We start from the raw sequence: 26,269 nt of genomic DNA, 5'->3' as shown, positions 1-26,269 counted from the left end.
TGCACACCCTGGAACAGCAGGGGAGCACCCGATACCTCGAGTGCGGCCCGGCCGCCGTGCTGTCCGGCATGGCCGCCGGCTGCCTGACCGGCGACGCGGTCTTCGTTGCCTCCCAGCACTTTCCGGGCGAGGTCGACGAGGCACGGGCGCTGGTGCGGGCGCTCGGCGCGCTGCACGTGGCCGGGCAGGACATCGCCGTGGACCGGGTCGTCGACCGGGCGGGCCGCGCCGACCTGCCGACCTATGCCTTCCAGCGGCAGCACTTCTGGCTGGCGCCCGCGGCCGGCGGCGGCGACGTCCGGCATTCGGGTCTGCTGCCGGCCGATCACCCCTGGCTGGCCGCGGAACTGTCGCTCGCCGGCGGGCAGGGCCATCTGCTGACCGGCAGGCTGTCCCTGACCGAGCACCCGTGGCTGCGCGATCACGCCGTGTCCGGCACCGTGCTCGTTCCCGGCACCGGCCTGCTCGACCTCGCGCTGGCCGCCGCCCGGGCGGTGGGCGCGGCGGGCGTCGGCGAGCTGACCCTGGCCCAACCGTTCGTGCTCGCCGAGGGCACGCCGGTCCGGATCCAGGTCACCGTCGGCCCGGCCGACGACGACGGGCACCGGCCGGTCGGGATCTACAGCCAGCCCGAGACCACCGCGGACCCGGAGCACTGGACCGCGCACGCCGGCGGACACCTCACCGCCGCGGAACCGGGCAACCGGCCGGACGGGCTCGCCGACCTGCTTGACTGGCCGGTCGCCGGGGCCGAGCCGATGCCGCTCGACGACTTCTACCCGTGCCTGGCCGAGCAGGGCCTCGAGTACGGCCCGGCGTTCCAGGGCCTGGTCGGCCTGGCCCGCCGCGACGGCGTCGCCTACGGCCGGGTGCTGCTGCCCGAGGCGCACCGCGAGGCCGCCGGCGCCTTCGGTGTCCATCCGGCGCTGCTCGACGCCGCCCTGCACGCGCTGGCCGCGGTGGGCATCGACGACGAGTCCCCGGACACGGTGCCGCTGCCGGTGGCCTGGACCGGCGTGTCCCTGCACGCGGCCGGCGGCACCGAGCTGCGGGTCCGGATCGAGACCACGGCGGCAACGGGTGCCGGCCGCACCGTCACCGTGCTCGCCACCGACCCGACCGGGACGCCCGTGCTGCACGCCACCGGGCTCGCGATCCAGCGGGTGGACCCGGCGAAGCTGCGCCCGTCGAGCGCCGATCACCTGTACCGCCTAGCCTTCCAGCCGGTGCGACTCCCCGACCCGGACGGCATGGCCGGCACCGTCGTGCTCGGCGCCGGCCCGCTGCCCGCGGCCCTCGACGTGCCCGGCTTCGCCGACCTCGATGCGCTGCTGGCCGGCGCCGGCCGGCCGCGCCGGATCGTCGTCGACGCGACCGGCCCCGGCACCGGCACCGCGGCCATGGCCGGCACGATCGGCGCGCTCCCGGTGCTGCAACGCCTGCTCACCGAGCCGAGCCTGGCGGACGCGGAGCTGGTCTGGGTGACCAGGAACGCGGTCGCCGCCCGGCCCGAGGACGCCGTGGACGCGCTCGCCCGCACCCCCCTGTGGGGGCTGATCCGGGCGGTGCGCGGCGAGCAGCCGGACCGGGTGCTGCGTCTGGTCGATCTCGACGACGATGCCGACGATGCCGGGCCGCTCCCGGCCGCCCTCGCGCTCGCCGGGGAGCCGGAACTGGCCGTGCGCGGCGGCACCGGCCACGTCCCCCGGCTGGTGCGCGCCGAGGGCGGCGCCCTCACCCCGCCGCCGGGCCCGGCGCCCTGGCAGCTGGACCTGGCCGAGCCGGGCAGCCTGGACAGCCTCGAGCTGATCCCGGCCGACCTGTCGGCGCCGCTCGGCGAGCACGAGGTGCTGGTCGATGTCCGGGCGGCCGGCATGAACTTCCGCGACGTGCTCAACGCGCTGGGCATGGTCGCCACCCCGAGGCTGGGCCTCGAGCTGGCCGGCGTGGTGCTGGCCACCGGCCCCGGCGTGACCCACCTGCGACCCGGCGACCGGGCGATGGGCCTGGCGTTCGGCGCCTTCGGCACCCGGACGCGCGGCGACGCCCGGCTGCTGACCCGGTTGCCCGACGCGCTGAGCTTCCAGCAGGGCGCCACGATCCCGCTCGCCTTCCTCACCGCCTACCACGCGCTGGTCGACCTCGGCCGGGTCGTCGCGGGCGAGCGGGTGCTGGTGCACGCGGCGGCCGGTGGCGTCGGCATGGCCGCCGTGCAGCTCGCGCGGCACCTTGGCGCCGAGGTGTACGGCACGGCCAGCCCGGCGAAGTGGCCGGCCGTGCGCCGGCTCGGGCTGCCCGGTGACCGGATCGCGTCCTCCCGCGACGCCGGCTTCGAGCGGGCCTGGCCGGACGGCGTCGACGTGGTGCTGAACTCGCTGGCCGGTGAGCTGACCGACGCGTCGCTGCGGATGCTGCGGCCCGGCGGCCGGTTCCTGGAGATGGGCAAGACCGACCTGCGCGACCCGCTGGAGGTCGGCGCGGCGCACCCGGGCGTGGCCTACCGGGCGTTCGACCTGATGTCGCTGGACCCGGGGGAGCTGCACCGGATGCTCACCGCGCTGTCCGGGCTGCTCGACCAGGGCGTGATCACACCGCTGCCGTACCTGGCCTACGACGTGCGCGCGGCACCGGCCGCGTTCCGGTTCATGGCGCAGGCCCGGCACACCGGCAAGATCGTGCTCACCGTGCCGCGCGCACTCGACCGGGACGGCACCGTGCTGGTCACCGGCGGCACCGGCGAGCTGGGCCGGGAGGTCGCCCGCCACCTGGTCACGGCGCACGGGGTGCGGCACCTGGTGCTCACCTCCCGGCAGGGCCCGGCGGCGGCCGGCGCCGCGGAGCTGTGCGCGCTGCTCCGGGCGGCCGGCGCGGCGTCCGTGCGCGTCCTCGCCGGTGACGTGGCCGATGCCGGCGCGGTGACCGAGCTGGTCGCCGAGGCCGGCCGCGAGCACCCACTCACCGCCGTGGTGCACCTGGCGGCGACGACCGACGACGGTGTCGTGACCAACCAGACGCCCGACCGGTTCGAGCGGGTGCTGGCGCCCAAGCTGTCCGGCGCCTGGCACCTGCACGAGGCGACCCGGGAGCTGGATCTCGCCGCGTTCGTGCTGTTCTCCTCCGTCGCCGGCACGCTCGGCTCGCCCGGCCAGGGCAACTACGCCGCCGCCAACGCGTTCCTGGACGCCCTTGCCGCACACCGCAACCGGCGCGGGTTGGCCGCGACCAGTCTCGCCTGGGGCCTGTGGGCGCGCGGCGGCACCGGCCTGACCGCCCGCCTCGGTGAGGCCGAGCTGGCCCGGATGCGCCGCCAGGGCGTGGCGGCGCTGACCCCGAGCGAAGGCCTCGGGCTGCTGGACGCGGCGCTGGCCCGGCCCGAGGCACACCTGGTGCCGGTCAAGCTGGACCTCGGCCGGCTGCCCGCGGACCCGCCGGCCGTGCTGCGGCAGTTGGTGCGGCCCAAGCCGAAGCGGGCCGGCCACGCCGCGGCCACCCCGTCGGCGTTTCGGGACCGGCTGGCCGGTCTGGCCGAGGAGGAACGGCTCGCCGCGCTGCGCGGGTTCGTCCAGCAGGAGGTGTCCGCGGTGCTCGGGCTGTCCGGCTCGGACGCGGCGCCGCTGGACAAACCGATGCGGGACCTGGGTTGGGACTCGCTGATGGCGGTGGAGCTGAAGAACCGCATCACGAAGGACACCAACGTGGCCGTGCCGAGCACGCTGGCGTTCGACTACCCGACGCCGCGGGCGATCGCCGACTTCCTGTACGAGCGGCTGTCCTTCGGCGAGCCGCCCGCCGCGCCGCCGGATGACCCGGCCGCCGGCACGCGGTGGGCGATGGACGCGGCCGGGGGCCTGACCGAGGAGGAGATGGACCGGACCCTGGACGACGTGCTCGGCGCGCTGTGAGGGAGTGATCAGGTGCGGAACCGGATGGTGGCGCTCGGCGTGCTCGGCCTTGCCGGGTTCCTCGACGGGCTGGACGCGAACATCGTGACCGTTGCGCTGCCGAGCATCCAGCGCGATCTCGGCGTCGGGTTCGCCACCGCGCAGTGGACCCTGACCGGCTACGCGCTGACCTTCGCGATGTTCCTGATCACCGGCGGCCGGCTGGGCGACGTATTCGGCGCCAAGCGGATGTTCCTCACCGGGGTGGCGTTGTTCACGGTGGCCTCGGTGGTGGCCGGCCTGGCGGGTTCCCCGGCGCAGCTGGTGGCCGGGCGGGTCGCCCAGGGGCTGATGGCGGCCCTGATGCTGCCCCAGGTCATGGCGTTCGTGGTGCGGATGTTCGACCGCAGGGAGCTGCCGCTGGCCGCGGCGGTGGTCGGCGGGATGCTCAGCGTGGGCAGCGTCGGCGGGCCGCTGCTCGGTGGCCTGCTGACCGACCTCGATCTGCTCGGTCTCGGCTGGCGCGCGGTGTTCTTCGTCAACCTGCCGATCGGGGTGCTCGCCCTGGTGCTCGGTGCCCGGTTGCTGCCGGCGCTGCGCGGCGAGTCCGCCCCCCGGTTGGACCTGACGGGCATGTTGCTGCTCAGCGCGGCCGCGCTGGCGTTGCTCTACCCGCTGATGCAGGGCCGCGAACAGGGTTGGCCGGTCTGGATGTTCGCCCTGTTGGCCGCGGCCGGGCCGCTGCTGGCCGGGTTCGTGGCGCACCAGCGCCTGCGGGGGAGCTCGGCGCTGGTGCCGCTGTCCCTGTTCCGCCGCCGCTCGTTCTCGGCCGGCCTGGCGGTGGCGCTGTTCGCGTTCATCGGCGCCACCTCCTACACCTTCGTGCTCACCTACCACCTGCAGTTCGGCCTCGGCTGGCCGGCCGGCCGGACGGCGCTCGCCATCGCCGCCTGTCCGCTGGGCATCGTGGCGATGTTCCAGGTCGCGTACCGGTTCGGCGGCGGCCGGGAACGGCGGTTCGTCGCCGGGGGCGCCCTGCTGGTCGCGCTCGCCGTGCTGGGCACGATCCTGGCCGTGCGGCTGCGCGGGCCGGACCTCGACTGGGTCGAGGTGGCCGCGGCGAACCTGTTGGTGGGCGTGGGAATGGGCCTGTTGACGCCGATCCTGGCCACCTGTGTGCTCGGCGGCCTGCCGGCCGGGGACGCGGGCGCCGGCTCCGGGGTGGTCAACGCCACCACGCAGCTGGGCTCGGCGATCGGCATCGCCGGCGCGGGCGCGATTCTGTTCGCCCTCATCGGTTCCGCGGACTTCGGCGCCGCGGTGTCCGCCACGCTCTGGTTCAACGTCGCGGCGTTCCTGCTGACCGCCGCGTTGACCCCGCTACTGGCCGGCGGGCGTGAACAGCTCGACGAGGTTGCCGGCGGGGTCGGCGAGCAGAACCTGCCGTCCTCCGGGTCCGGACACGACGTCGCTGCGGAACGGCAGCCCCGCGCCGCGTAGCCGCTCGATCTCGGCGTCGAGGTCGGCGACGATGAGGTGGATCCGGTTGCGGCCGGCGGTGTTCGCGTCCTCGGGGGTGGCCCGGGCACCGGAGCTGGCCGCTCCGGAAAGCAGCAGCCGCAACGGTCCGCGGGTCACGTCGGCGAACGCCGGCAGGTGCGCCGAGCGCAGCGTGAACCCGAGATGCTTGGTGTAGAAGTCGATGGCGGCCGGCACGTCGTCGACGATGTAGCGGACAGTGGCCTCGCTGTCGTCGATCGCGGTCATGGCTGAGTCATCCCTTCGTCGTGGTGATCGGCTGGGTGAAGAGCCCACCACGTTACCTCAAAACCGAGTCGATGTGTCTCAGCCGAACAGATCGGCCAGGGCGGCCAGGTCGACCGGGGCCGGGGTGAGTCGGTAGCCGGCGGGCGGTTCCCGGTGCAGCAGGTGGCGGACCAGGAAGTTCCACTTGCGCCGGTTTACCTGGTGCTCGTAGCCGAAGTAGATGTGGTCCGCGTCCGGGACGATGAACAGCTCGAAGTCCTTGTCGGCGGCGACCAGGCGTTCGGCGAGGCGCAGCGTGAGGTGCGGGGAGACCCGGTCGTCCAGGCCGCCGTGGATCAGCAACAGCTTACCGGTCAACGCATCCGCATTGTCCACATTGGACGCAGCGGTGTAGCTGTCCGCGTCGTACGGGCCGTTGTAGGCCTCGGCAAGGCCGGCGTCCAGCTGCCGGAAATCGTGCATCCCCGACTCGGCGACGCCGACCGTGAACACCTCGGGGAAGCTGAGCATCGCTCGCACGGCGGCGAAACCACCACCGGACATGCCGGTCACGCCGACCCGGTCGAGGTCCAGCCACGGCCGGGTCGCGGCCAGTTGGCGCAGCGCGGTGACGTGGTCGGCCAGACCGCAGGCGTCGGCAAGGTTTCCGTACGAGGCGTCGTGGAACGCCTTGTCCCGGCCGGGAGATCCCCGACCGTCCACCGCGATCACGGCGAATCCCAGCGCGGCGAGAACTTCGGCGTCGTAGCCGTAGTAGCCGGGATCGAACGACGGGTTGACCCGGGTGCCGGTCGGGATGCCGAACGGGGTGTCGATGACCGGGTACCGTCCGGCGGGATCGAAGCCGTGCGGCCGGTAGAGCAGGCCCCACACGTCGGTCCCGTCCTCGGCCGTGACCCGGAACCGTTCCGGCGGGCGCCAGCCGGTTTCGGTCAGCCGGGTGATGTCGGCGCGCTCCAGCTCGACCAGGACCCGCCCGTCCCAGTCCCGAACGGTGATCACCGGCGGGGTCGCGGTGCTGGACGCCGAGTCCACGAAGTACTCCGCGTTCGGCGGCACGGTCACCGCGTGGTCGTCGTCGTCCGCGCTGACCGGCGTGAACCCGGTGCCGTCCAGCCCCGCCCGGCATACCGTGCGGCGGTACGGATCCGCCGCGACCAGCCCGGAAACCGTGAACCAGACCACCCGCCGCCGCTCGTCCACATGCAGGATCTCCCGCACCGCGAACGGTCCCGAGGTCACCCGCGCGCACGGCGCACCGGCCCGGTACAGGTACAGGTGCCCCCAGCCGTCCCGCTGGGAGTACCACAGCACCTCCTCGCCGCCGGACAACACCCGCACCGCCGGCCGGGCAAGCTGTTGCTGCGCGGGCTCGACCCGGGTCGCGCCGGTCTCGGTCAGCAGCGTGCGCACCGCGCCGGTGGCCGGGTCGAGCCGGTGCAGCCGCAGTGTGCGCGCATCCCGGCTCCAGCTCAGGTAGTACACCGCCGAGCCGTCCTCGGCCCACCACGCCCACTTCGCCAAGATCGGCGACATCGTCGGCATCGCCACCGGTTCGGCTTGCGCCGGTACCACCTGCCCGGTCACCACGTCGATCACGACCAGTTCGGCCAGCGGCAGCCGGTCGTCCCCGGCGAACGCGGTCCGCTGGGTGATCAGGCCGGGTTCGCCGCCGTCGCCGGGCGCGCTGCGCACCAGGTGCGTGCGGCGCAGCCCGCGCAGGTCGGTCCGGTGGGTCAGCACCCGGGTCGAGTCCGGCGACCACGCCACGGCCGGCGGCAGGTGCGGCAGCCCGAGCTTGGTCAGCAACGTCGAGTACATCAGGTAGTCCGGGTTGGCGCCGTAGTCCAGGTCCTCGGTGCCGTCGTCGGTCAGCGCCCAGTCCCTTGCCCCGTCGACGGATCGCGCGCGCAGGTCGTACCCGGCCCGGTACACGGCGGTCTTGCCGTCCGGGGACCGGACCTCGAGCGGGCTGCCCGGCGGGTCGCCCTCGGCCGGCCGGCACTCGTAACCGTCCAGTTCGCACCGCCAGTGCGTGCCGAACGCGTCGAACTCCACCGCCCCGGTGGCCGGCTCGATCGCCGGGAACGGCAGGGCCGCGGCGTCGACCTCCTGGCCAGACGCTTCGGCCAGCGCGGCCGCGAGCCGCTCGTGGTCGAACGCCGGCCCCCGCACCCCGGTCGCCGGATCGACGAGGATGAAACGCTTACCCGCCACCGTGTTCACGGTGTAGGAGAACCGGGCGCCGTCCTCGATCCACCGGGGCCGGATCCGGCCGCCGAGCACCAACTCGCCGCGATTGTGCCGCAGCAGCCGCTCCGCGGTCCGGTAGGCGCGCGCGTCCAACGGGGGTGTGACCATGGGTTGCCCTCGTCCCGAACGGAGGTGAGATACCTGCGGAACCATTGTCCCGCGAATCCTGCCCGGTCTGGTCGCCAGGACAGCGAAGTTCAGGCGTACCAGCCGTTCCCTTGCGGTCGCGGGGCCGCGGAGCCGAGTTTGAGCTGCCGCTCCAGTCCGTCGAAAATCGCTTCCAGACCGTATTCGAAACTCTGCTCCGGAGCCGCGTAGTAGTCGGCGTCATCCAGGTCGACGGATTCGAGCCGGGCGCGCAGGCGCGGAAACTGCATCGCGATCTCGGTTGCCTGGGCCAGGGTTTCCCGGATCAGTTTCTCCGGGTCGCGCCCGTCGCGGCGCAGCTTCCGGCGCAGCGTCACCGCCGCCGACCCACCCATGGCGCTACCGAGCACGAACACGTACACCGTGGTCAGCGCCTGGTCGGCCCGCGCGCCCACGAACCCGGCCTGCTCGTAGATGGCCAGGCTGTGGTCGTCGTGCCGGGCCTTTCCCGGCCCCTGGAACAGGTGCGTGCCCATGGCCTGCACCAGCCACGGATGCCGGGTGAACATGGCGTAGAGATCCTTGGCCATCGTCATCCCGGAGGTCCGCCAGTCCCCGGTGTCGAGGTCGGGCAGCTCGATCTCCTTCCACACCTGGTCCCCGGCGAGCATGACCAGGTTGTCCTTGCTCTTCACATGCCAGTACACGGCCGTTGCCGCGGAATCGAGCTGTTCCCCGAGGCTGCGCATGTTGAGCCCCTCGAGCCCCTCGGCATCCAGCAACTGAATCGCCGTGTTCACGATCCGTTCGCGCGTCAGCGTGTCCCGGGGCATGCCCAGATCGTACCGGCATCTTGCACGACGTTCGAGTGCGACTTGCACATAGTTCAGTCCCGGGTGCGCATGGGGAGCGATTTGGGGCCGATCAGGTCGGGGGTGGGGAAGAAGACCGGAGGATCCGTGGGGTCGGTGCGCAGCGTGGGGAAGGCGTCCAGCAGGGCGTTGATGGCGATGCGGGCTTCCAGCCTGGCCAGGTGGGAGCCGATGCAGAAGTGGACGCCGTGCCCGAAGCTGAGGTGCGGGTTGGGGGTGCGGCGGATGTCGAAGGTGTCCGGGTCGGTGAACGTGCGGGGATCGCGGTTGGCGGCGGCGATCCAGGGCAGGATCATCTGCTCCGGGGGGAGCCGGACGCCGGAGAGTTCGACCGCGGTGGTGTTGCGGCGGGAGACGCCGGCGGAGGGGCTGAGCGTGCGGAGCGCCTCGTCCAGGGCACCGGGAACCAGCGTGCGGTCGCAGCGGAGCTGGGCGAGTTGGTCGGGGTTGGCGTCCAGGCAGGTCATGGCGTTGCCGATGAGCATGGTGGTGGTGATGTGGCCGGCGCCGAGGAGAATGTTGGTCAGGTTGACGATCTCGTTGTCGCTGAGCCGTTGGCCGTCCTCCTCGGCGAGGATGAGGCGGCTCAGCAGGTCGTCGCGCGGGTGGGCGCGACGTTCGGCGATCTGCGCACGCAGGTAGTCGAGCATGGGCAGGAACTGTTCGAGGGCGTGGCCGACGTCGGCTTCGGCCTCGGCGTCCAGGAAGGACAGGCCGTTCATCTGCTCGATGACGGTGGTGGAGTGGGCCATGAACAGTTCGTGGTCACCGGCCGGGATGCCGAGCAGCTCGGCGATGACGATGACCGGGAGCGGGTAGGCGAGGTCGGGCACGAGGTCGACCCGGTCCCTGCCGCGCATGGCGTCGATCAGTCCGGCGGTGATCGCGGTGATCCGGGGTGCCAGGCCGGCGACGACCTTCGGGGTGAACGCGCGGCTGATCAGCTTGCGGTACCTGGTCTGCTCCGGCGGATCCAGTTGGGACAGGTCGCCCTCGGCGAACGACTCGTCGATCTGGACGGCGGCCAGCTGCGCGGTCTTGTTGGAGAACGTGCCGGGGTCGTTGATGATGTCGTAGACGTCCTGGTAGCCGTAGACGAACCAGGCGTTGAGCCGCTCGTCGTACTCGACCTCCGATTCCGGGCGAACTCCGCGCAACCACTTGAGGTCGGGGTGGATGTTCCACCGCTCGACCACGGTCTCCATGGGGCTCACCGGCGTTCTCCCTCGGTCGTCGACGCGATCGTGGTGCTGATGACCTCGCAGATCGCGGCCGCCGGCTCCGGCAGGTACAGATCGGCGTGCGTGCTGGCGATGTCGTGGGTGTGGATGGCGCCGGAGACGAACGGCCGCCACAGCTCGGCGGACGGCGGGCTCGGGTCGTGCACCGCCCGGAACAGCAGGACGTCACCGGGGAAGACCGGCGAGACGAACCGTGCCATCAGGGCTGCCTGGTTGTGCACGACCCGGACCGCGTTGGCTACGAACGACTCGAAGTCCTCGTCGCCGACAACGCCGGTGAGTGCTCGTCCGAAGTACTCGCGGAACTCGTCGCCGGCCGGGGCAGTTCCGGGGTCAAGAGCACTACGGGGGGCGCCATCAAGGACAGCCAGTAGAGCCACATCGTGTCCTCGCCGAACAATTTCGACTGCAACCGCCTGAGCAAGGGTTCCTCCAATGGAATAGCCGATCAGATGGAACGGTCCGTCCGGTTGGACGGCCAGAATCTCCGCCACGTAGTCCGCGACGATCTCGTCGACGGACCGGGGCAGTCGCGTCGAACCGTCGAATCCCTTGGCCTGTATGCCGTAGATCGGCCGGTCCGCGGGAAGTCGGTTGGCGAAGCCGAGATAGGGCCAGCTCAGTCCGCCGCCGGAGTGGATGAACCACAACGGTTCCCGGTCACCGCCGGTCCGGATCGGCAACACCGGCCCGAACGGATCGGATGCCTCGGCCGGGCCGGAGCCGGACTCCAGGTAGCCGGCCAACTCGGCGACCGTGGGGCCGTCGAACACCAGCCGCAGCGGCAGGTCGACGCCGAGCACGGTGCGGATCCGGGCCAGCAGCCGGATGGCCAGCAGGGAATGCCCGCCCAGCGCGAAGAAGCCGTCGTCGATGCCCACCCGGCCGGCGCCGAGCACCTCGGCGAACAGCCCGCACAGGATCCGCTCCCGGGTGGTCCGCGGCTCCCGGCCGGCCGGCGCGGCCGCGTAGTCCGGCGCCGGCAGTGCCCGCCGGTCCACCTTGCCGCTCGGGGTGAGCGGCACCGTCGGAATGACGGTCAGCGCCGCCGGAACCATGTGCGCCGGCAGCCGCTCGCGCAGGTGGTCGCGCAGCCCGGCGACCGGCACCGCACCGGCGAGTACGACGTAACCGGCCAGCCGCTGCCCGTCGGCGACCACCACGGCCCGGTCGACGTCCGGATGCGCCAGCAGCGCGGCCTCGACCTCGCCGGGCTCGATCCGGAACCCGCGGATCTTGACCTGGTCGTCGGCCCGGCCCTGGAACACCAACTCGCCGGCCGGGGTCCGGGTCACCAGGTCGCCGGTGCGGTACATCCGGGTGCCGGGCGCGCCGAACGGGCAGGGCACGAACGCCCCGGCGGTCAGGTCCGGCCGGCCGGCGTACCCGCGGGCCACCCCGGCGCCGGCGACGTACAACTCCCCGGGCACCCCGACCGGCACCGGCCGCAGCGCCGGGTCCAGCACGTACACCGTGGTGTTCGGCACCGGTGACCCGATCGGGACGGCGGCGGCGTCCGCGGTCAGCGGCGCGCTCAGCGTGACGGCCACGGTGGCCTCGGTCGGCCCGTACGCGTTGACCATCTTGCGGCCGGCCGACCACCGGGCCACCACCTCGCGCCCGGCGGGCTCGCCGCCGACCACCAGCGAGGTCACCGTGGACAGCGCGCCGGCCGGCATCGCGGCGAGCATCGTGGGCGTCAGCTGCACGTGGGTCACCCGGTGCTCGTCGATGGTCCGGGCCAGCGCCGGGCCGGGCAGCAGCCGGTCGGCGCGCGCCAGCACCACGCTCGCGCCGGACAGCAGCGCGGTGAGCAGTTCGCAGATCGACACGTCGAAGCTCGGCGAGGCGAGCTGCAGCATCCGGCTGTCCGGGGCCATCCCGAGCCGTTCGACGTGCGCCGCGACCAGCCCGGCCACGCCGCGGTGGGTGACCACGACGCCCTTCGGCGACCCGGTCGAGCCGGAGGTGTGGACGACGTAGGCCGCATTGTCCACATTGGACGAACGGGCCGCGGCGGGGGGATCGCTCAGCGGCTGGTCCACCCGCAGGCAGGGGACGGCCTTCGCCAGCACGGCGGCCGTCGATCCGTCCACAATGGCCAGAACGGCGTGCGCGTCGCCGACCAGGTAGGCGATCCGCTCGGCCGGGTGGTCGGCGTCCACCGGCAGGTACACCCCGCCGGCCCTGGTCACGGCCAGCAGCGCCACCGCCAGCTCCGGCGACCGGCGCACCGACACCGCGACCACCGACTCGGCCCGCACGCCGCGCCGGATCAACGCACCGGCCAGCCGGCCGGCCCGGTCGTCCAACTCGGCGTAGGTCAGCGTGGTGTCCTCGAACCACACCGCGACCGCGTCCGGGGTCGCGGCGACCTGCCGGGCGAACAGCTCGGCGATGGTTCCGGCCGGCTCCGGCACCGCGGCCTCGCCATGGCCGTGCCCGGCCGCCGCGAGCTCCAGCCCGCCCACCGGGAGGTCCGGGTCCGCCGCGATCCGCTCGAGCACCCCGGCCAGCCGGGCGGCGATCACCCCGGCGGTGTCGGGTTCGACGACGTCGCGCCGGTACTGCACGACCACGGTCAGCTCCGGCGCGGCGCAGGCCGCGATGCCCACCGGGTAGTGCGTGCCGTTCGCCGTGCCGACCCCGGTGATCGCGAGGCCGGTGCCGGGCTCGGTGCGGTCGACCGGGAACGACTCGAACACGGTCACCGTGTCGAACAGCCTGCTCGTGCCGGCGGCCCGGTGGATCTCGGTCAGCCCGGAGTGGTGGTGGTCCATCAGCCGGTTCTGCCGGTCCCGCAGGCCGGTCAGCACCTGGCGCAGACTGTCCCAAGGGGACAGTGTGACCCGCACCGGCAGGGTGTTGATGAACAGCCCCACCATCGACTCCACCCCGGCCAGCTCCGGCGGGCGGCCCGAGACGGTGGTGCCGAACACCACGTCCGACCGGCCGGTCTGGGCGGCCAGCACGACCGCCCAGGCGCCCTGCACCACGGTGTTGAGGGTGACGCCCAGCTCGGCGGCCCGGCCGGCCAGCGCCCGCGCGACCTCGGCCGGAACCGGAACGTCGAGCTGCCCGACCCGCCCGTGGTCCACCTCGGCGCCGGCCTCCGGTGCGAGCAGGGTCGGTCCGTCCAGCCCGGCCAGCTCGTCCGCCCACACCCGGGCCGACGCCGCACCGTCCACACCGGACAGCCAAGCCAGGAAGTCCCGGTACCGGCGCACCCTCGGCAACCCGCGCTCGTCCCCACCGGATCCGTACAGGTGCACCAGATCCCGCATCAGGATGCCCATCGACCAGCCGTCCAGCAGCGCGTGGTGCGCGGTGAGCACCAGCTCGGCCCGTCCGGCACCGGTCCGGACCAGGGCCAGCCGCAGCAGCGGCGCGGTGGCCGGATCGAAGTGGTCGGCGAGGTCGGCGGCCAGGAACTCCTCGCGCGCCGCGGCCCGCCGGTCCGGCGCCAGCCCGCGCAGATCGGCCTGCTGCCACGGCAGCGCCACCCGGTCCAGCACGAACTGCACCCGGTCACCGGCCGCGGTGTCCACGAACGCGGTGCGCAGGCTGGCGTGCCGGTCCAGCAGTGCCTGCCCGGCCGCGCGCAGCCGCACCGGGTCGACCTCGCCGGACAGGTGGTACACGACCTGCGTGTGGTAGGCGTCGTAGCCGGCCCCGGCCAGCCGGGAGTGGAACAGCAGCCCGGACTGCAACGGGGTCAGCGGCCACACGTCGGCCAGGCCCGGGTAGCGCCGCTCCCACGCCTCGATCTCCCGCTGCCGCACCGAAACCAGCGGCAGGTCGGACGGGGTCAGCCCGCCTGCGCCGGGCCGGGCCACGTGCGCGGCCAGCCCGCCGAGCGCGGCCAGCCACAGCTCGGCCAACTCCCGCACCGCGCCGCCGTCGAGCACTCCCGCCGGGGCGCCGAACATCGCGTGCAGCGCCGGGCCGTCCGGCGAGTCGGTGACCACCGCGTCGATCTCCAGCGCGGCCGGCGCGACCAGATCGGGGTCCGGGGCGGCGATCAGCCCGGTGGTGCCGGCGGCCGGCGTGAAGCCCAGCCCGCGCAGCTCGGCCGGGACGTCCCCGCCGGACACCCGGCCCAGGTAGTTGAACGCGATCTGCCCGGTCGGGTGCGGCGCGAGGACGGCGGCGGTGTCCTCGTTGAGGTAGCGCAGCAGACCGAACCCGATGCCCTTGTCCGGAACCGCCCGCAGCTGCTCCTTGACCGCCTTGAGCACCGCACCCGCCGCCGGGCCTCCGGCGAACGCCTCGTCGAGGTCGGCGTCGCCGATGTCCAGGCGCACCGGGAACATGCTGGTGAACCAGCCGACCGTGCGGGTGAGGTCCGCGCCCGGCACGGCGTCCTCCTCCCGGCCGTGGCCCTCCAGCCGGATCAGCGCCGAGGTCTGCGGCCCGCCCCGGGCGCGCCGCCAGTGCGCGACCGCGAGCACCAGCGCGGTCAGCAGGCCGTCGTTCACGCCACCGTGGAACGCCGCCGGCACCGCGGTCAGCACCGCCTCGGTCACCGCCGCCGCCAGGTGCACCCACATCCGATCCACTGTGGACATCACGTCCACGGCCGGGTCCAGCGCGCGGACCCCGAGCACCGGATCCGGTCCGGCCACGACGGAGTGCCAGTAGGGCAGCTCGGCCACCCGATCCGGCGCGGTCGCCGCGTCGGCGAGCGCGTGCACCCACCGGCGCGCCGAGGTCGCCACCGGGGGCAGCTCGGGCGTCGTGCCGGCGCGGATCCGCCGCCAGGCCGCGGCCAGGTCCGGCAGCAGGATCCGCCAGGAAACCGCGTCCACCACCAGGTGGTGCAGCACGATCAGCAGCCGGCCGGGGCCGGCCGGACCCGGGTCGAACCACACGAACCGGGCCACCGCACCGGTTTCCGGGTCGAGCCGGCCGGTCGCCTCGGCCAGTTCGGCGGCGGCCAGGTCGTACCAGCGCCGGTCCCACGATCCGGTGCAGGCCACCCGGCGAACGGCGCCGGCCACGTCGACCGATCCCGGCGGGCCGGTCTCGATGCCGCCCGGAACCAGGCGTGCGCGCAGCATGTCGTGGTGGTCGACCACCGTGGCCAGCGTCGCGACCAGGCCGGCGTGGTCGATGCCGGCGGGCAGGTCGACCACGGTGGACATGGCGAACCGGTTGATCCCGCCGCCCAGCTCCAGCAGCCACCGGGCCACCGGCGGCAGCGGCAGGGTGCCGGTGCCGCCGCCGGCCAGCTCGGCGAGCACCGGGCCGGCGCCGGACCGGCCGGCCGCAAGCGCTGCCAGCTCGGCCACGGTCCGGTGCTCGAAGATCTCCCGCGGGGTGATCTCCACGCCGAGCGCCCGGGCCCGGGACACCACCTGGATCGAGCGGATGCTGTCGCCGCCGATGGCGAAGAAGTCGTCCCCGGTGCCGACCGGGTGCACGCCGAGCACCTCGGCGTACACGCCGGCAAGGGCGACCTCCGCGGCCGTGCCCGGCGCCCGGTACTCGGTGCGGGCCGGCTCCGGCTCCGGCAGCGCGGCGCGGTCCACCTTCCCGTTCGGGTCCAGCGGCAGCCGGTCCAGCACGACGAACGCCGCCGGCACCAGGAACTCGGGCAGCCGGGCGGCGGCGAACCGGCGCAGCGCCCCGGCCGAGAGGTCCACGGTCAGGTCCCGGGTGTTCGGCCCGGCGTCCCCGGTTCGGGCCGGGACCAGGTAGCCGACCAGCCGGGTTTCGCCGGTACGGCCGGGCTTGGCGACGACCACCGCGTGCGCGATGCCGGGGTGCGCGGTCAGGGCCTGCTCGATCTCGGCCGGCTCGATCCGGACCCCGCGGATCTTGATCTGGTTGTCGGCCCGCCCGGCGAACTCCAGCTGCCCGTCGGCGTTCCACCGAGCCAGGTCGCCGGTGCGGTACATCCGCGATCCGGCCGCGCCGAACGGATCGGCGAGGAACCGGCCGGCGGTCAGCCCGGGATTGGCGTGGTAGCCCCGGCCCACCTCGCCGGCCACGTACAGCTCGCCGACCACGCCCGGCGGAACCGGGGCCAGCCCGGGGCCGAGCACGTAGGTGCGCATGTTGCCGAGCGGGGTGCCGATCGGCACGCCGCCGGCCCCGTCCCAGCCGGCGCCGACGGTGAACGTGGTGGCGTAGAAGCTTTCCGTCTGCCCGTAGGCGTTGACCACGGTCGCGGCCGGCAGGTGTTCGCGGACCCGGTGCACCAGGGCGGCCGGCAGGCTCTCCCCGGCGAACACCACGGTGTCCACGTCGATCGCGCCGCCCGCGGTCTCCAGCAGGCGAGCGAACACCGAGGGAACCGTGTGCAGCACGGTGCCGGTCCAGCCGCCGCGCTCGCCGAGCTCGAGCACGTCGCGCACGATCTCGACGGTGGCCCCGGTGCTCAGTGCGGTGAACACCTCGAACACCGACACGTCGAAGTTGATCGAGGTCGCGGCCAGCACCCGGGCACCCGGCCGCACGCCGGCCACCTCGGCCAGCCGGGACACCCCGTTGACCACCGTGCGGTGCGTGATCCCCACACCCTTGGGCGTCCCGGTCGATCCCGAGGTGTACATCAGGTAGGCCAGGTTGTCCGGCCGGACCGGCGAGCCGGCCGGATCGTCCACATCGGACTCGGGGAGGTCGTCGAGCAGCAGGCACGGGATCTCGTGCTCCGGCAACGCCGGCAGCGTACCGGCGTCGGTGAGCACCAGACCCGGAGCGGCGTCGGCGAGCAGGAAACCCAGCCGCTGGCCGGGATGATGCGGATCGATCGGCAGGTAGGCCGCCCCGGACCGCAGCACGCCGAGCAGCGCGACGACCAGGCCGGCCGACCGCGGCAATGCCAGCGCCACCACCGACTCCGCGCCGGCACCCCGCCGAACCAGCTCCCGGGCCAGCCGGCCGGCGCGCGCGTCCAACTCCGCGTAGCTCAGCGACTCCGCGCCGCAGACCACGGCCGGCGCGTCCGGCGTGGCGGCCACCTGCCGGGCCACCAGCTCCGCGACGGTCAGCTCCGGCACCGGAACCGCCGTCCGGTTGGGAACGGTCAGCCGGTCCCGCTCGGCCGGCACCAGCACGTCCACCCGGCCCACCGGCCGGTCCGGGTCGGCGACCACCTGCCGCAGCACCGAAACGAACCGGGCCGCGAGACCGGCGGCGGTCGCCCGGTCGAACAGATCGGTGGCGTACTCCAGGACCCCGAGCACGCCGGTGCCCGGGATGTCCCCCAGGTTGAAGAACAGGTCGAACTTCGCGGTCGGGGTGAACGCGGACTCGTGGCGCACCCGCAGCCCGGACAGCTCGAAGTCCGCCCGGTCGATGTTCTGCCAGGCGAACATCACCTGGAACAGCGGGTGGTAGGCGGTGGAGCGCTCCGGGTTGAGCAGCTCCACCAGCCGCTCGAACGGGACGTCCTGGTTTTCGTATGCGGCAAGAGCCTTGCCCCGCACCCGGTCCAGCACCGTGTCGAACGACGGGTTGCCGGACAGGTCGGCGCGCAGCACCCAGGTGTTGACGAAGAACCCGATCAGGCCGGCCAGTTCCGCGTCGGTGCGGTTGGCGATCGGCGAGCCGATCGTGATGTCCTCGCCGGCGCCGAGCTGGTACAGCAACACGGAAAGCGCCGACTGCAGCACCATGGCCACCGTCGCACCCCTGGCCCTTGCCAGTTCCTCGACCGCGGCCAGCACCTCGGGTTCCAGGCCGAACTCCACGAAGTCGCCGCGGTGGCTGGCCACCGGCGGCCGGGGCCGGTCCGCCGGCAGCCGCAGCGGCTGCGGCACGCCGGCCAGCTCGGCCCGCCAGTACGCCGCCTGGGTGGCCAGCACGCTGCCCGGGTCGTTCTCGGCACCGAGCAGCTCGCGCTGCCAGAGGCTGTAGTCGGCGTACTGCACCGGCAGCTCCGGCCAGTCCGGCGCCGTCGCCCGGACCCGCGCCGCGTAGGCGGTGGCCAGATCCCGGGCCAGCGGCACCATCGACTCGCCGTCCGTGGCGATGTGGTGGATCACCAGCACCAGCACGTGCTCCTCGGCGGCGCAGCGCAACAGCCGGGCCCGCACCGGAATCCGCGCGGACAGGTCGAACGGCTCGGCCAGCTCCGCGGCCACCAGCTCGTCGACCGCGTCCGGCGCCACCTCGGCCAGCGGCACGTCCAGCCGCAGCTCGGCGGCCGCAACCACGTGCTGGTAAGGGTTTCCGGCGTCGTCCACGCCGATCAGCGTGCGCAGGCTCTCGTGCCGCAGCAGCACGTCCCGCAGCGCCGCGCGCAGTGCCGGCACGTCCGGCGTCCCGGTCATGCGCAGCACGTGCGCGTGGTTGTACAGCGCGGACGGTCCCTCGAACCGGTCGATGAACCACAGCCGGCGCTGGGCGAAGGACAGCGGCACCCGCGCGGGCCGCTGCGCCCGGCGCAGCGCCGGCCGGTCCGCCGAGCCGGCCGGCAACCGCCGGGCCAGCCCGGCCACCGTCGGCGTTGCGAAGACCTGGCGGATCCGCACCTCCGCGCCCAGCGCCGCGCGGATCCGGTTGACCAGCCGGGTGGCCAGCAGCGAATGCCCGCCGAGTGCGAAGAAGTCGTCGTCGATGCCGACCCGCTCCGCACCGAGCACCTCGGCGAACAGCCGGCACAGCACCGCCTCGTGCGCGGTGCGCGGCGCCCGGTAGCCGTCGCCGCAGAAGCGCGGCTCCGGTAGCGCCGCCCGGTCCAGCTTTCCGTTGGGCAGCAACGGAAACGCGTCGAGCGCGACGAACACCGACGGCACCATCACGGCCGGCAGCGCGGCCGAGGCGTACTCCCGCAGGCCGTCCGGCAGCCGGCCGGCGGCAGACAGCAGGTACGCGGCCAGGTAGGTGCCCCGGCCGCCTGCGGTGCGCGCAACCACCGCGGCCGCGGTGATTCCGGCGTGTGCGGCCAGGACCGCCTCCACCTCGGCCGGTTCCACCCGAACCCCGCGGATCTTCACCTGGACGTCGGTGCGGCCGCCGTACTCCAGCTGCCCGCCGGCGTTCCACCGGGCCAGGTCGCCGGTGCGGTACATCCGGGAACCGGGCGCCCCGAACGGATCCGGCAGGTACCGCTGCGCGGTCAGCCCCGGGTGCCCGCGGTAGCCGCGGCTCACCGTCGCCCCGGCCACGTACAGCTCTCCGTACCCGCCCGGCGGCACCGGAGCCAGCCCGGGGTCGAGCACGTAGACCCGCACGTTGGGCAGTGGGGTGCCGATCGGCACCTCGGGCCCGTCCCATTCCTCGTCCGCGCCGATCGCGAACGTGGTGGCGTAGAACGTCTCGGTCTGCCCGTAGCCGTTCACCACCCGCACGCCCGGCAGCGCCGCGCGGACCCGGTGCACCAGCGCGGCCGGCAGCCCCTCGCCGGCGAACGCCACGGCGGCCGGCTCGATCCGGCCCCGGGTGCCGGCCAGCACCTCGGCGAACGCCGACGGGACCGAGCTGACCACGCCGCCGGACCAGCCGCCCCGCTCGGCCAGCACCAGCACGTCCCGGACCACCTCGACGCTGCCGCCGGTGCACAGCGTCGCGAAGATCTCGAACACCGAGACGTCGAAGCCGACCGAGGCCTGGGCGAGCATCCGCGAACCCGGCCCGCCGAGGCTGTCCACCAGACCCGGGATGGCGGTGCAGACGTTGCGATGGGTGACCGCCACGCCCTTCGGCGTCCCGGTGGAACCCGAGGTGTACATGACGTAGGCCACGTGGTCGGGCAGCAGCGCCGGGTCCGGGTTGCCGGTGTCCGCGCCGGCCGGGCGCTCGGCCGGGTCGGACCCGGTGAGCACCAGCGCCGGCCGGGCGTCGGTGAGCAGGTGCGCGACCCGGTGGTCCGGGTGGTCGGTGTCGATCGGGAGGTAGGCGGCGCCGGACTTGAGCACCCCGAGCAGCGCCACGACCAGCTCGGCCGAGCGCGGCAGGGCGACCGCGACCACCGACTCGGGACCGACCCCGCGCCGGATCAGCCCGTGCGCCACCGCGTTGGCCCGCGCGTTCAGCTCGGCGAAGCACAGCGTCGCGTCGTCGGCGACCACCGCGACGGCGTCCGGCGTGGCCGCGGCCTGCCGCTCGAACAGCTGCGGCAGGGTCACCTCGGGCAGCGGGACCGCGGTGTCGTTGCGCTCGTCGAGCAGCAGCCGCCGCTCGGCGCCGGAGAGCACGTCGACGTCGCGGGTTCGGGTCTCCGGGTTCTCGGCGAACCGGGCCAGCACCCGGTGGAACCGCTCGGCGAGCTCGGCCACCTCGGCCCGGTCGAACGTGCCGTGCTGGAACTGCAGGGACAGCCGCAGCCCGGGGTCGACGTCGGCGGTGACGGTCAGCGGGTAGTGCGTGCCGGTGACCGGGGTGAGGCCGGAGCAGCGCAACCCGGCGGCCGCGGTGGCCTCGCTCAGGCCGACGTGGTCCACCGGGAACGACTCGAACACCACGAGCGTGTCGAACAGCGTCTCCACCCCGGCGGCCCGGTGGATGTCGGACAGCCCGTGGTGGTGGTGGTCGAGCAACTCGGCCTGCCGGTCCTGCAGGTCGATGCACAGCTGCGCCAGCGTGGCCGCGGGGTCGCAGCTCACCCGGACCGGCAGCGTGTTGATGAACAGGCCGACGATGTCGGCCACGCCGGGCAGGTCGGCCGGCCGCCCGGAAACGGTGGCGCCGAACACGACCTCCCTGCGGCCGGTCTGCCGGCCGAGGGTCACCGCCCAGGCGCCCTGGACCACGGTGTTGACCGTGACGCCGAGCTGGGCCGCGCGGCTGGACAGGCGCCGGACCAGCGCCGGCGCGAGGGGCACGTCGACGTTGCCGACCTCGCCGCCGGACGCGGCCCGCACCCGGGTGCCGCGGGTCAGCAGCGTGGCGCCGTCCACGCCGGCCAGCTCGGCGGCCCAGGCCCGGGCCGCCCGATCGTGGTCCTGCTCGGCCAGCCAGGCGAGGAACGTGCGGTAGGAGGGCACCCGGGGCAGCCCCGAGGCGTCGCCGCCGGTGCCGTACAGGTGGAACAGCTCCTTGATCAGCAGCGGCACGGACCAGCCGTCGAACGACACGTGGTGCGCGGTGAGCACCAGCTCGGCCCGGTCCGGCCCGGTGTGCAGCAACGACATCCGCAGCAGCGGCGCCGCGCTCGGGTCGAGCCGGGTATCGCGGTCCGCGGTGCACAGCCGGCGCAGCTCCGGCTCGCCGCCGGTCAGCACCAGGTGCCGCCAGGGCAGCTCGACCCGGCTCGGGATGACCTGCACCAGGTTGCCGGTGGCGTCCGGCACGAACGCCGCGCGCAGGGCGGCGTGCCGGTCCAGCAGCGCCTGCCCGGCGGCCCGCATCCGGTCCGGGTCGACCTCGCCGGACAGGTGCAGCACCAACTGCATCCGGTAGGCGTCGTGCGTGGTGTCCAGCAGCGAGTGGAACAGGAGGCCCTGCTGCAGCGAGGTCACCGGCCACACATCGGCCAGCTCGCCGTAGCGCCGCTGCCAGGCGTCCAGATCCCGTTGCCGCACCGACACGAGCGGCACGTCCGACGGGGTGCGGCCGCCGGCGCCGGGCCGGGCGACGTGCGCGGCCAGCCCGGCAAGCGCGGTCCGCCACAGGTCGGCCAGTTCCTCGACATCGGCCCGGTCCAGCAGCCCGGCCGGGAAGACCAGCCGCGCGGCCAGCTCACCGGCGTCGGTGACCATTGCGTAGATCTCCAGCGATGCCATCGCCGGCATGTCGGCGTCCAGGCCGGCGAGCAGGTCGCGGGCGTCGGGTGCCTGGGTCCAGCCGAGGCCGCGCAGATCCTCCGGCATGTCCGCGGCGGAGTACCGGCCGAGGTAGTTGAACGTGATCTGCCCGGCCGGGTGGGCGGCCAGCTCGGCGGCGGTCTCGTCGTTGAGGTAGCGCAGCAGGCCGTAGCCGAGGCCGTGGTCCGGGATCGCGTGCAGCTGCTCCTTGATCGCCTTGACCGCGTCGCCGGCCGCCGCGCCGCCCGCCATCGCCTCGTCGACGTCGATTTCGCCGAGGTCCAGCCGAACCGGGTAGATGCTGGTGAACCAGCCGACCGTGCGGGTGAGGTCGGCGCCGGGCACGGCGTCCTCCGCGCGGCCGTGCCCCTCCAGCCGGACCAGCACGGACCGCTCGGCGACGCCGCGGTTGCGCCGCCACCGGCGCAGTGCCAGCGCCAGCCCGGTCAGCAGGCCGTCGTCCGCGCCGGCCCGAAACGCCGCCGGGATCGCGGTGACCAGCGCGTCGGTCACCGCGGCCGGCACCCGCACGCTGACCTGATCCTGGCTGCCGACCAGGTCCAGCCGGGGGTCGAACGGGCGGTCGCCGAGCAGCGGATCCGGTCCGTCCACTATGGACTTCCAGAGCGGCAGCTCGGCCACCCGCGCGGGACTCGCGGCCGCCTCGACGAGTGCGTGTGTCCAGCGCCGGCCCGAGGTGCCCACTGGGCGCAGCGCCGCCGCCCGGCCGTGCCGGATGTCCGCCCAGGCGGCGGCCAGGTCGGGCAGCAGGATGCGCCAGGACACACCGTCGACGACCAGGTGGTGCAGGACGATCAGCAGCCGGCCGGCGGCCTCGAACCAGACGAACTGGGCCAGCACGCCGGCCGCCGGGTCCAGCCGGCCGGTGGCCGCGTCCAGCTCGGCCGCGGCCAGCTCCCGCCACCGTGCGTCGCCGGCCGGGACATCGGCGCCCACCCGGTGCAGCAGTGCCGGGACGTGCACCGATCCCGGCGGGCGCACCTGCAGGCCGTCGCCCACCGGCCGGGCGCGCAGCAGGTCGTGCCGGTCCAGCACCGCGGTCAGCGTCGCGACCAGTCCGGCGCGGTCGATGCCGGCGGGCAGGTCCAGGACGGCGGACATGGCGAACCGGTCGGTTCGGCCGCCCAACTCGCGCAGCCAGCGTGCGACCGGCGGTAGTGGCATCCAGCCGACGCCGCCGCCGGCCGGCTCGACCGGGACGTCCGCGGCGCCGACCCGGTGGGCAAGGCGCGCGGCCAGCTCGGTGACGGTCCGGTGCCGGAAGATCTCCCGCGGGCTGACCTGGATTCCCCGGGTGCCGGCCCGGGACGCGGCCTGGATCGAGCGGATGCTGTCGCCGCCGATGGCGAAGAAGTCGTCGTCGACGCCGACCCGGTCCACGCCGAGCACGTCGGCGAACACCGCGGCCAGGGTCTGCTCGACCGGCGACCGCGGCGCCCGGTACTCGGGGCCGTGGAACTCCGGCTCGGGCAACGCGGTGCGGTCGATCTTGCCGTTCGGGGTCCTCGGCAGCGTGTCCAGCAGCACGAACGACGCCGGGACCAGGTACTCGGGCAGCCGGGCGGACAGGAACCGGCGCAGCTCGGCACGGGACACGCCGCCGGTGAGGTCGACCTCGGTCTCGCCGATGCTCGCCACGGTGCCGACCCGGGTGGAGCGCACGCCGACCGGGACGAGGTAGCCGACCAGTTGGATGCTGCCGGTGCGGTCCGGGCGGGGGACCACGACGGCCTGGGCGACGCCGGGGTGGGCGGTGAGCGCGGTCTCGATCTCGCCCGGCTCGATCCGCAGGCCGCGGATCTTGACCTGGGTGTCGACCCGGCCGGCGTACTCCAGCTGTCCGTCGGCGGTCCACCGGGCCAGGTCGCCGGTGCGGTACATGCGCGACCCCTTGGGACCGAACGGGTCGGCGACGAACCGCGTCGCGGTGAGTCCGGGCTGGCCGTGGTAGCCCCGGCCGACCGTGCTGCCGGCCACGTACAGCTCGCCGGGCACGCCGGGGGGAACCGGTCGCAGGCCGGCGCCGAGGACGTAGGCGCGGACGTTGTCCAGCGGCCGGCCGATCGGCGCGCCGGTGGTCCACTCGAACGGTTCGTCCGCCGGCAGCGCGAACGCGGTGGCGTAGAAGGTTTCGCTCTGCCCGTAGCAGTTGACCACCCGCACCCCGGGGAAGGCCGCGCGCACCCGCCGCACCAGCGCCGCCGGCAGCGCGTCCCCGGCGAGCACCACGGTGTCCACAGTGGACTTCGCGGCGATCGCGTCGAGCGCCCCGGTGAGCACGGACGGGACCGAGCTGAGCACCCCACCGGTCCAGCCCTCGGTGCGCTCGCCCAACTCCAGCACGTCCCGGACCACCTCGACGGTGCCGCCGGTGGACAGCGTGGTGAGGATCTCGAACACCGAGATGTCGAAGTTGACCGAGGTGCCGGCGGCGATCCGGGCACCCGGCGTGCCCACCGCCGCGACCAGCGCGGGCAGGCAGGTCAGCACGTTGCGGTGGGTGATGCAGACGCCCTTGGGAACACCGGTGGATCCGGAGGTGTACATCACGAAGGCCACGCCGTCCGGCCGCACCGGCACCGGGTTCGCGTTGGTGGCGCACAGGTCCAGCCGGTCCAGGCACAGCCGGTCGACGCCGGCCGGCAGCACGCCGGCCGAGGCGGTGTCGGTGAGCACCAGCACCGGGCGCGCGTCGGCGAGGATGCGGAGCAGCCGGGCGCTGGGGTAGCCGGGGTCGACCGGCACGTAGCCGGCGCCGGCCGCGAGGATGCCGAGCATGGCCACGACCAGCTCGGCCGACCGGGACACGGCCAGCCCGACCAGCGTCTCCGCGCCGGCGCCGCGCCGGGTCAGCTCGGCGGCCAGCGCGTCCACCCGGGCACCCAGCTCGGCGTAGGTCAGCTCGTGCGACCCGCAGGCAACCGCGACCGCGTCCGGGGTGGCCGCGACCTGGCGCCGGACCAGTTCCGGCACGGTCAGCTCGGCCACCGGCACGGCGGTCCGGTTCGCCTCGGCGAGCAGTTCCCGCTCGCCGTCCAGCAGCAGGTCCGCCGTGCCGACCGGCGCGCCGGGGTGCGCCACCAGGTGCCGCAGCAGCCGGACGAACCGCTCGCCGAGGCGCTGCACCGTGGCCCGGTCGAACAGGTCGGTGGCGTACTCCAGGACGCAGCGCATGGTGCCGGCCCGGGTGTCGGTGGCGAAGTTGAACTCCAGGTCGAACTTGGCGGTGCCGGTTCCAAGGACCGCAAGGGTTCCGGTCAGGCCGGGTAGCCGCAGGTCGATCCGGTCCTCGCTCTGCCAGGTGAACATGACCTGGAACAGCGGGTGGTACGCGGTGGACCGGTCCGGGTTGAGCGCTTCCACCAGCCGGTCGAACGGCACGTCCTGGTTCTCGTACGCGGCAAGCGCGTGTGTCTGGACCTGGTCCAGCACCTGTGCGAAGGACGGGTTCGCGGCCAGCCCGACGCGCAACACCCAGGTGTTGACGAAGAATCCGACCAGCTCGTCCAGTGCCTCGTCGGTTCGGCCGGCGATCGTGGCACCGAGCGGGATGTCGTCGCCGGCGCCGAGGTGGTGCAGCAGCACGGCGAGCGCCGCCTGCACGGCCATCGGTGTGGTCGCGCCGTGCTTCCTGGCCAGCCATTCCAACGCGGCCAGCACGTCCGGGGGGATCGGGAAGTCGACCGCGCCGCCCTGCCGGGTGGGCAGTGCCGGGCGGGGCCGGTCGGTGGGCAGCGGGAGGTGCGGCGGGGCGCCGTCGAGCCGCTCCCGCCAGTACCGCAGCTGGGTGGCCAGCACGCTGTCCGGGTCGTCCTCGGCGCCGAGCAGCTCCCGCTGCCAGAGCGTGTAGTCGGCGTAACGCACCGGAAGTTCTTGCCACCGAGGGGGTTGCGACCGCAGCCGGGCCTGGTACGCGGTGGCCAGATCGTCGGCGAGCGGCCGCAGGGACTCGCCGTCGATCGCGATGTGGTGCACGGTGAGCACCAGATCGTGCGCGTCCGGGGCGTGCCGCAGCAGGCAGGCGCGCACCGGGATCTCGCCGGCCAGGTCGAACCGGTGGCCGGCCGCGCGTGCCGTCGCCTCGGCCAGATCCTCGGGTACCACGTCGATCACCGGCAGGTCGAGCCGCAGCTCGTCCATCGGCACCACCACCTGGGCCGGGACGCCGTCGGTCGCAACGATCCTGGTGCGCAGAACCTCGTGCCGCCGCACCACGTCCCGCAGTGCCACGCGCAGCGCGGCAACGTCGAGGACGCCGCGCAGCCGCGCGACGAGCGGTACATTGTAGACCGTTGACGGTCCCTCGAACCGGTCGATGAACCACAGTCGCCGCTGCGCGTTGGACAGGGGGATCATTACGATGGCTGCTCCCGTACGCCAGTGTCCCGGCGAACACAGTGGACTTTCCGGCGAGATTTCCCGGCCTTTACATTCAAGGCCACGGGGCACCGGGA

The 26,269-nt window shown here is 74.0% G+C and carries 7 protein-coding genes; 2 read left to right on the top strand and 5 right to left on the bottom strand.

Going from position 1 to position 26,269, the window contains the following annotated elements; genetic code table 11:
* The coding region (locus VFV67_RS15195; protein ID WP_326470587.1) for an SDR family NAD(P)-dependent oxidoreductase at positions 1-3,902 on the top strand (3,902 nt) is incomplete at its 5' end.
* 12 nt (positions 3,903-3,914) lie between these two features.
* Positions 3,915-5,381, top strand: coding sequence for an MFS transporter (locus VFV67_RS15190; protein WP_326470585.1), 1,467 nt, complete (start codon positions 3,915-3,917; stop codon positions 5,379-5,381).
* Here the strand turns inward: VFV67_RS15190 and VFV67_RS15185 are convergent.
* The 5 genes from VFV67_RS15185 to VFV67_RS15165 form a co-directional block, all read right to left on the bottom strand.
* Positions 5,262-5,648: a VOC family protein gene (locus VFV67_RS15185; RefSeq protein ID WP_326470583.1), complete on the bottom strand. Its 387-nt coding sequence runs from the start codon at positions 5,646-5,648 to the stop codon at positions 5,262-5,264. The genes VFV67_RS15190 and VFV67_RS15185 overlap by 120 nt on opposite strands.
* A gap of 78 nt (positions 5,649-5,726) precedes the next feature.
* Positions 5,727-8,009, bottom strand: a complete 2,283-nt coding sequence (locus VFV67_RS15180) for a S9 family peptidase (RefSeq protein WP_326470581.1) — start codon at positions 8,007-8,009, stop codon at positions 5,727-5,729.
* 89 nt (positions 8,010-8,098) lie between these two features.
* Entirely contained in the window at positions 8,099-8,821 is a 723-nt protein-coding gene (locus tag VFV67_RS15175) for a TetR/AcrR family transcriptional regulator C-terminal domain-containing protein (protein WP_326470579.1), read from the bottom strand.
* A 53-nt stretch (positions 8,822-8,874) separates the two neighbouring features.
* Positions 8,875-10,065 carry a cytochrome P450 gene (locus VFV67_RS15170; protein ID WP_326470593.1) on the bottom strand — a complete coding sequence of 397 codons (1,191 nt, stop codon included), beginning with the start codon at positions 10,063-10,065 and terminating at the stop codon, positions 8,875-8,877.
* A 5-nt stretch (positions 10,066-10,070) separates the two neighbouring features.
* Positions 10,071-26,171, bottom strand: a complete 16,101-nt coding sequence (locus VFV67_RS15165; RefSeq protein ID WP_326470578.1) for a non-ribosomal peptide synthetase — start codon at positions 26,169-26,171, stop codon at positions 10,071-10,073.
* Between the last annotated feature and the right edge of the window lie 98 nt (positions 26,172-26,269).

This window comes from Actinophytocola sp., from assembly GCF_035762905.1.
Classification (GTDB): Bacteria; Actinomycetota; Actinomycetes; order Mycobacteriales; family Pseudonocardiaceae; genus DASYTH01.
This window is presented reverse-complemented; position numbering and strand designations above follow the sequence as displayed.

Coding starts and splice junctions, on each gene's coding strand:
- VFV67_RS15185 (WP_326470583.1), bottom strand. CDS start 5,648: ATGACCGCGATCGACGACAGCGAGGCCACTGTCCGCTACATCGTCGAC.
- VFV67_RS15180 (WP_326470581.1), bottom strand. CDS start 8,009: ATGGTCACACCCCCGTTGGACGCGCGCGCCTACCGGACCGCGGAGCGG.
- VFV67_RS15175 (WP_326470579.1), bottom strand. CDS start 8,821: ATGCCCCGGGACACGCTGACGCGCGAACGGATCGTGAACACGGCGATT.
- VFV67_RS15170 (WP_326470593.1), bottom strand. CDS start 10,065: ATGGAGACCGTGGTCGAGCGGTGGAACATCCACCCCGACCTCAAGTGG.
- VFV67_RS15165 (WP_326470578.1), bottom strand. CDS start 26,171: ATGATCCCCCTGTCCAACGCGCAGCGGCGACTGTGGTTCATCGACCGG.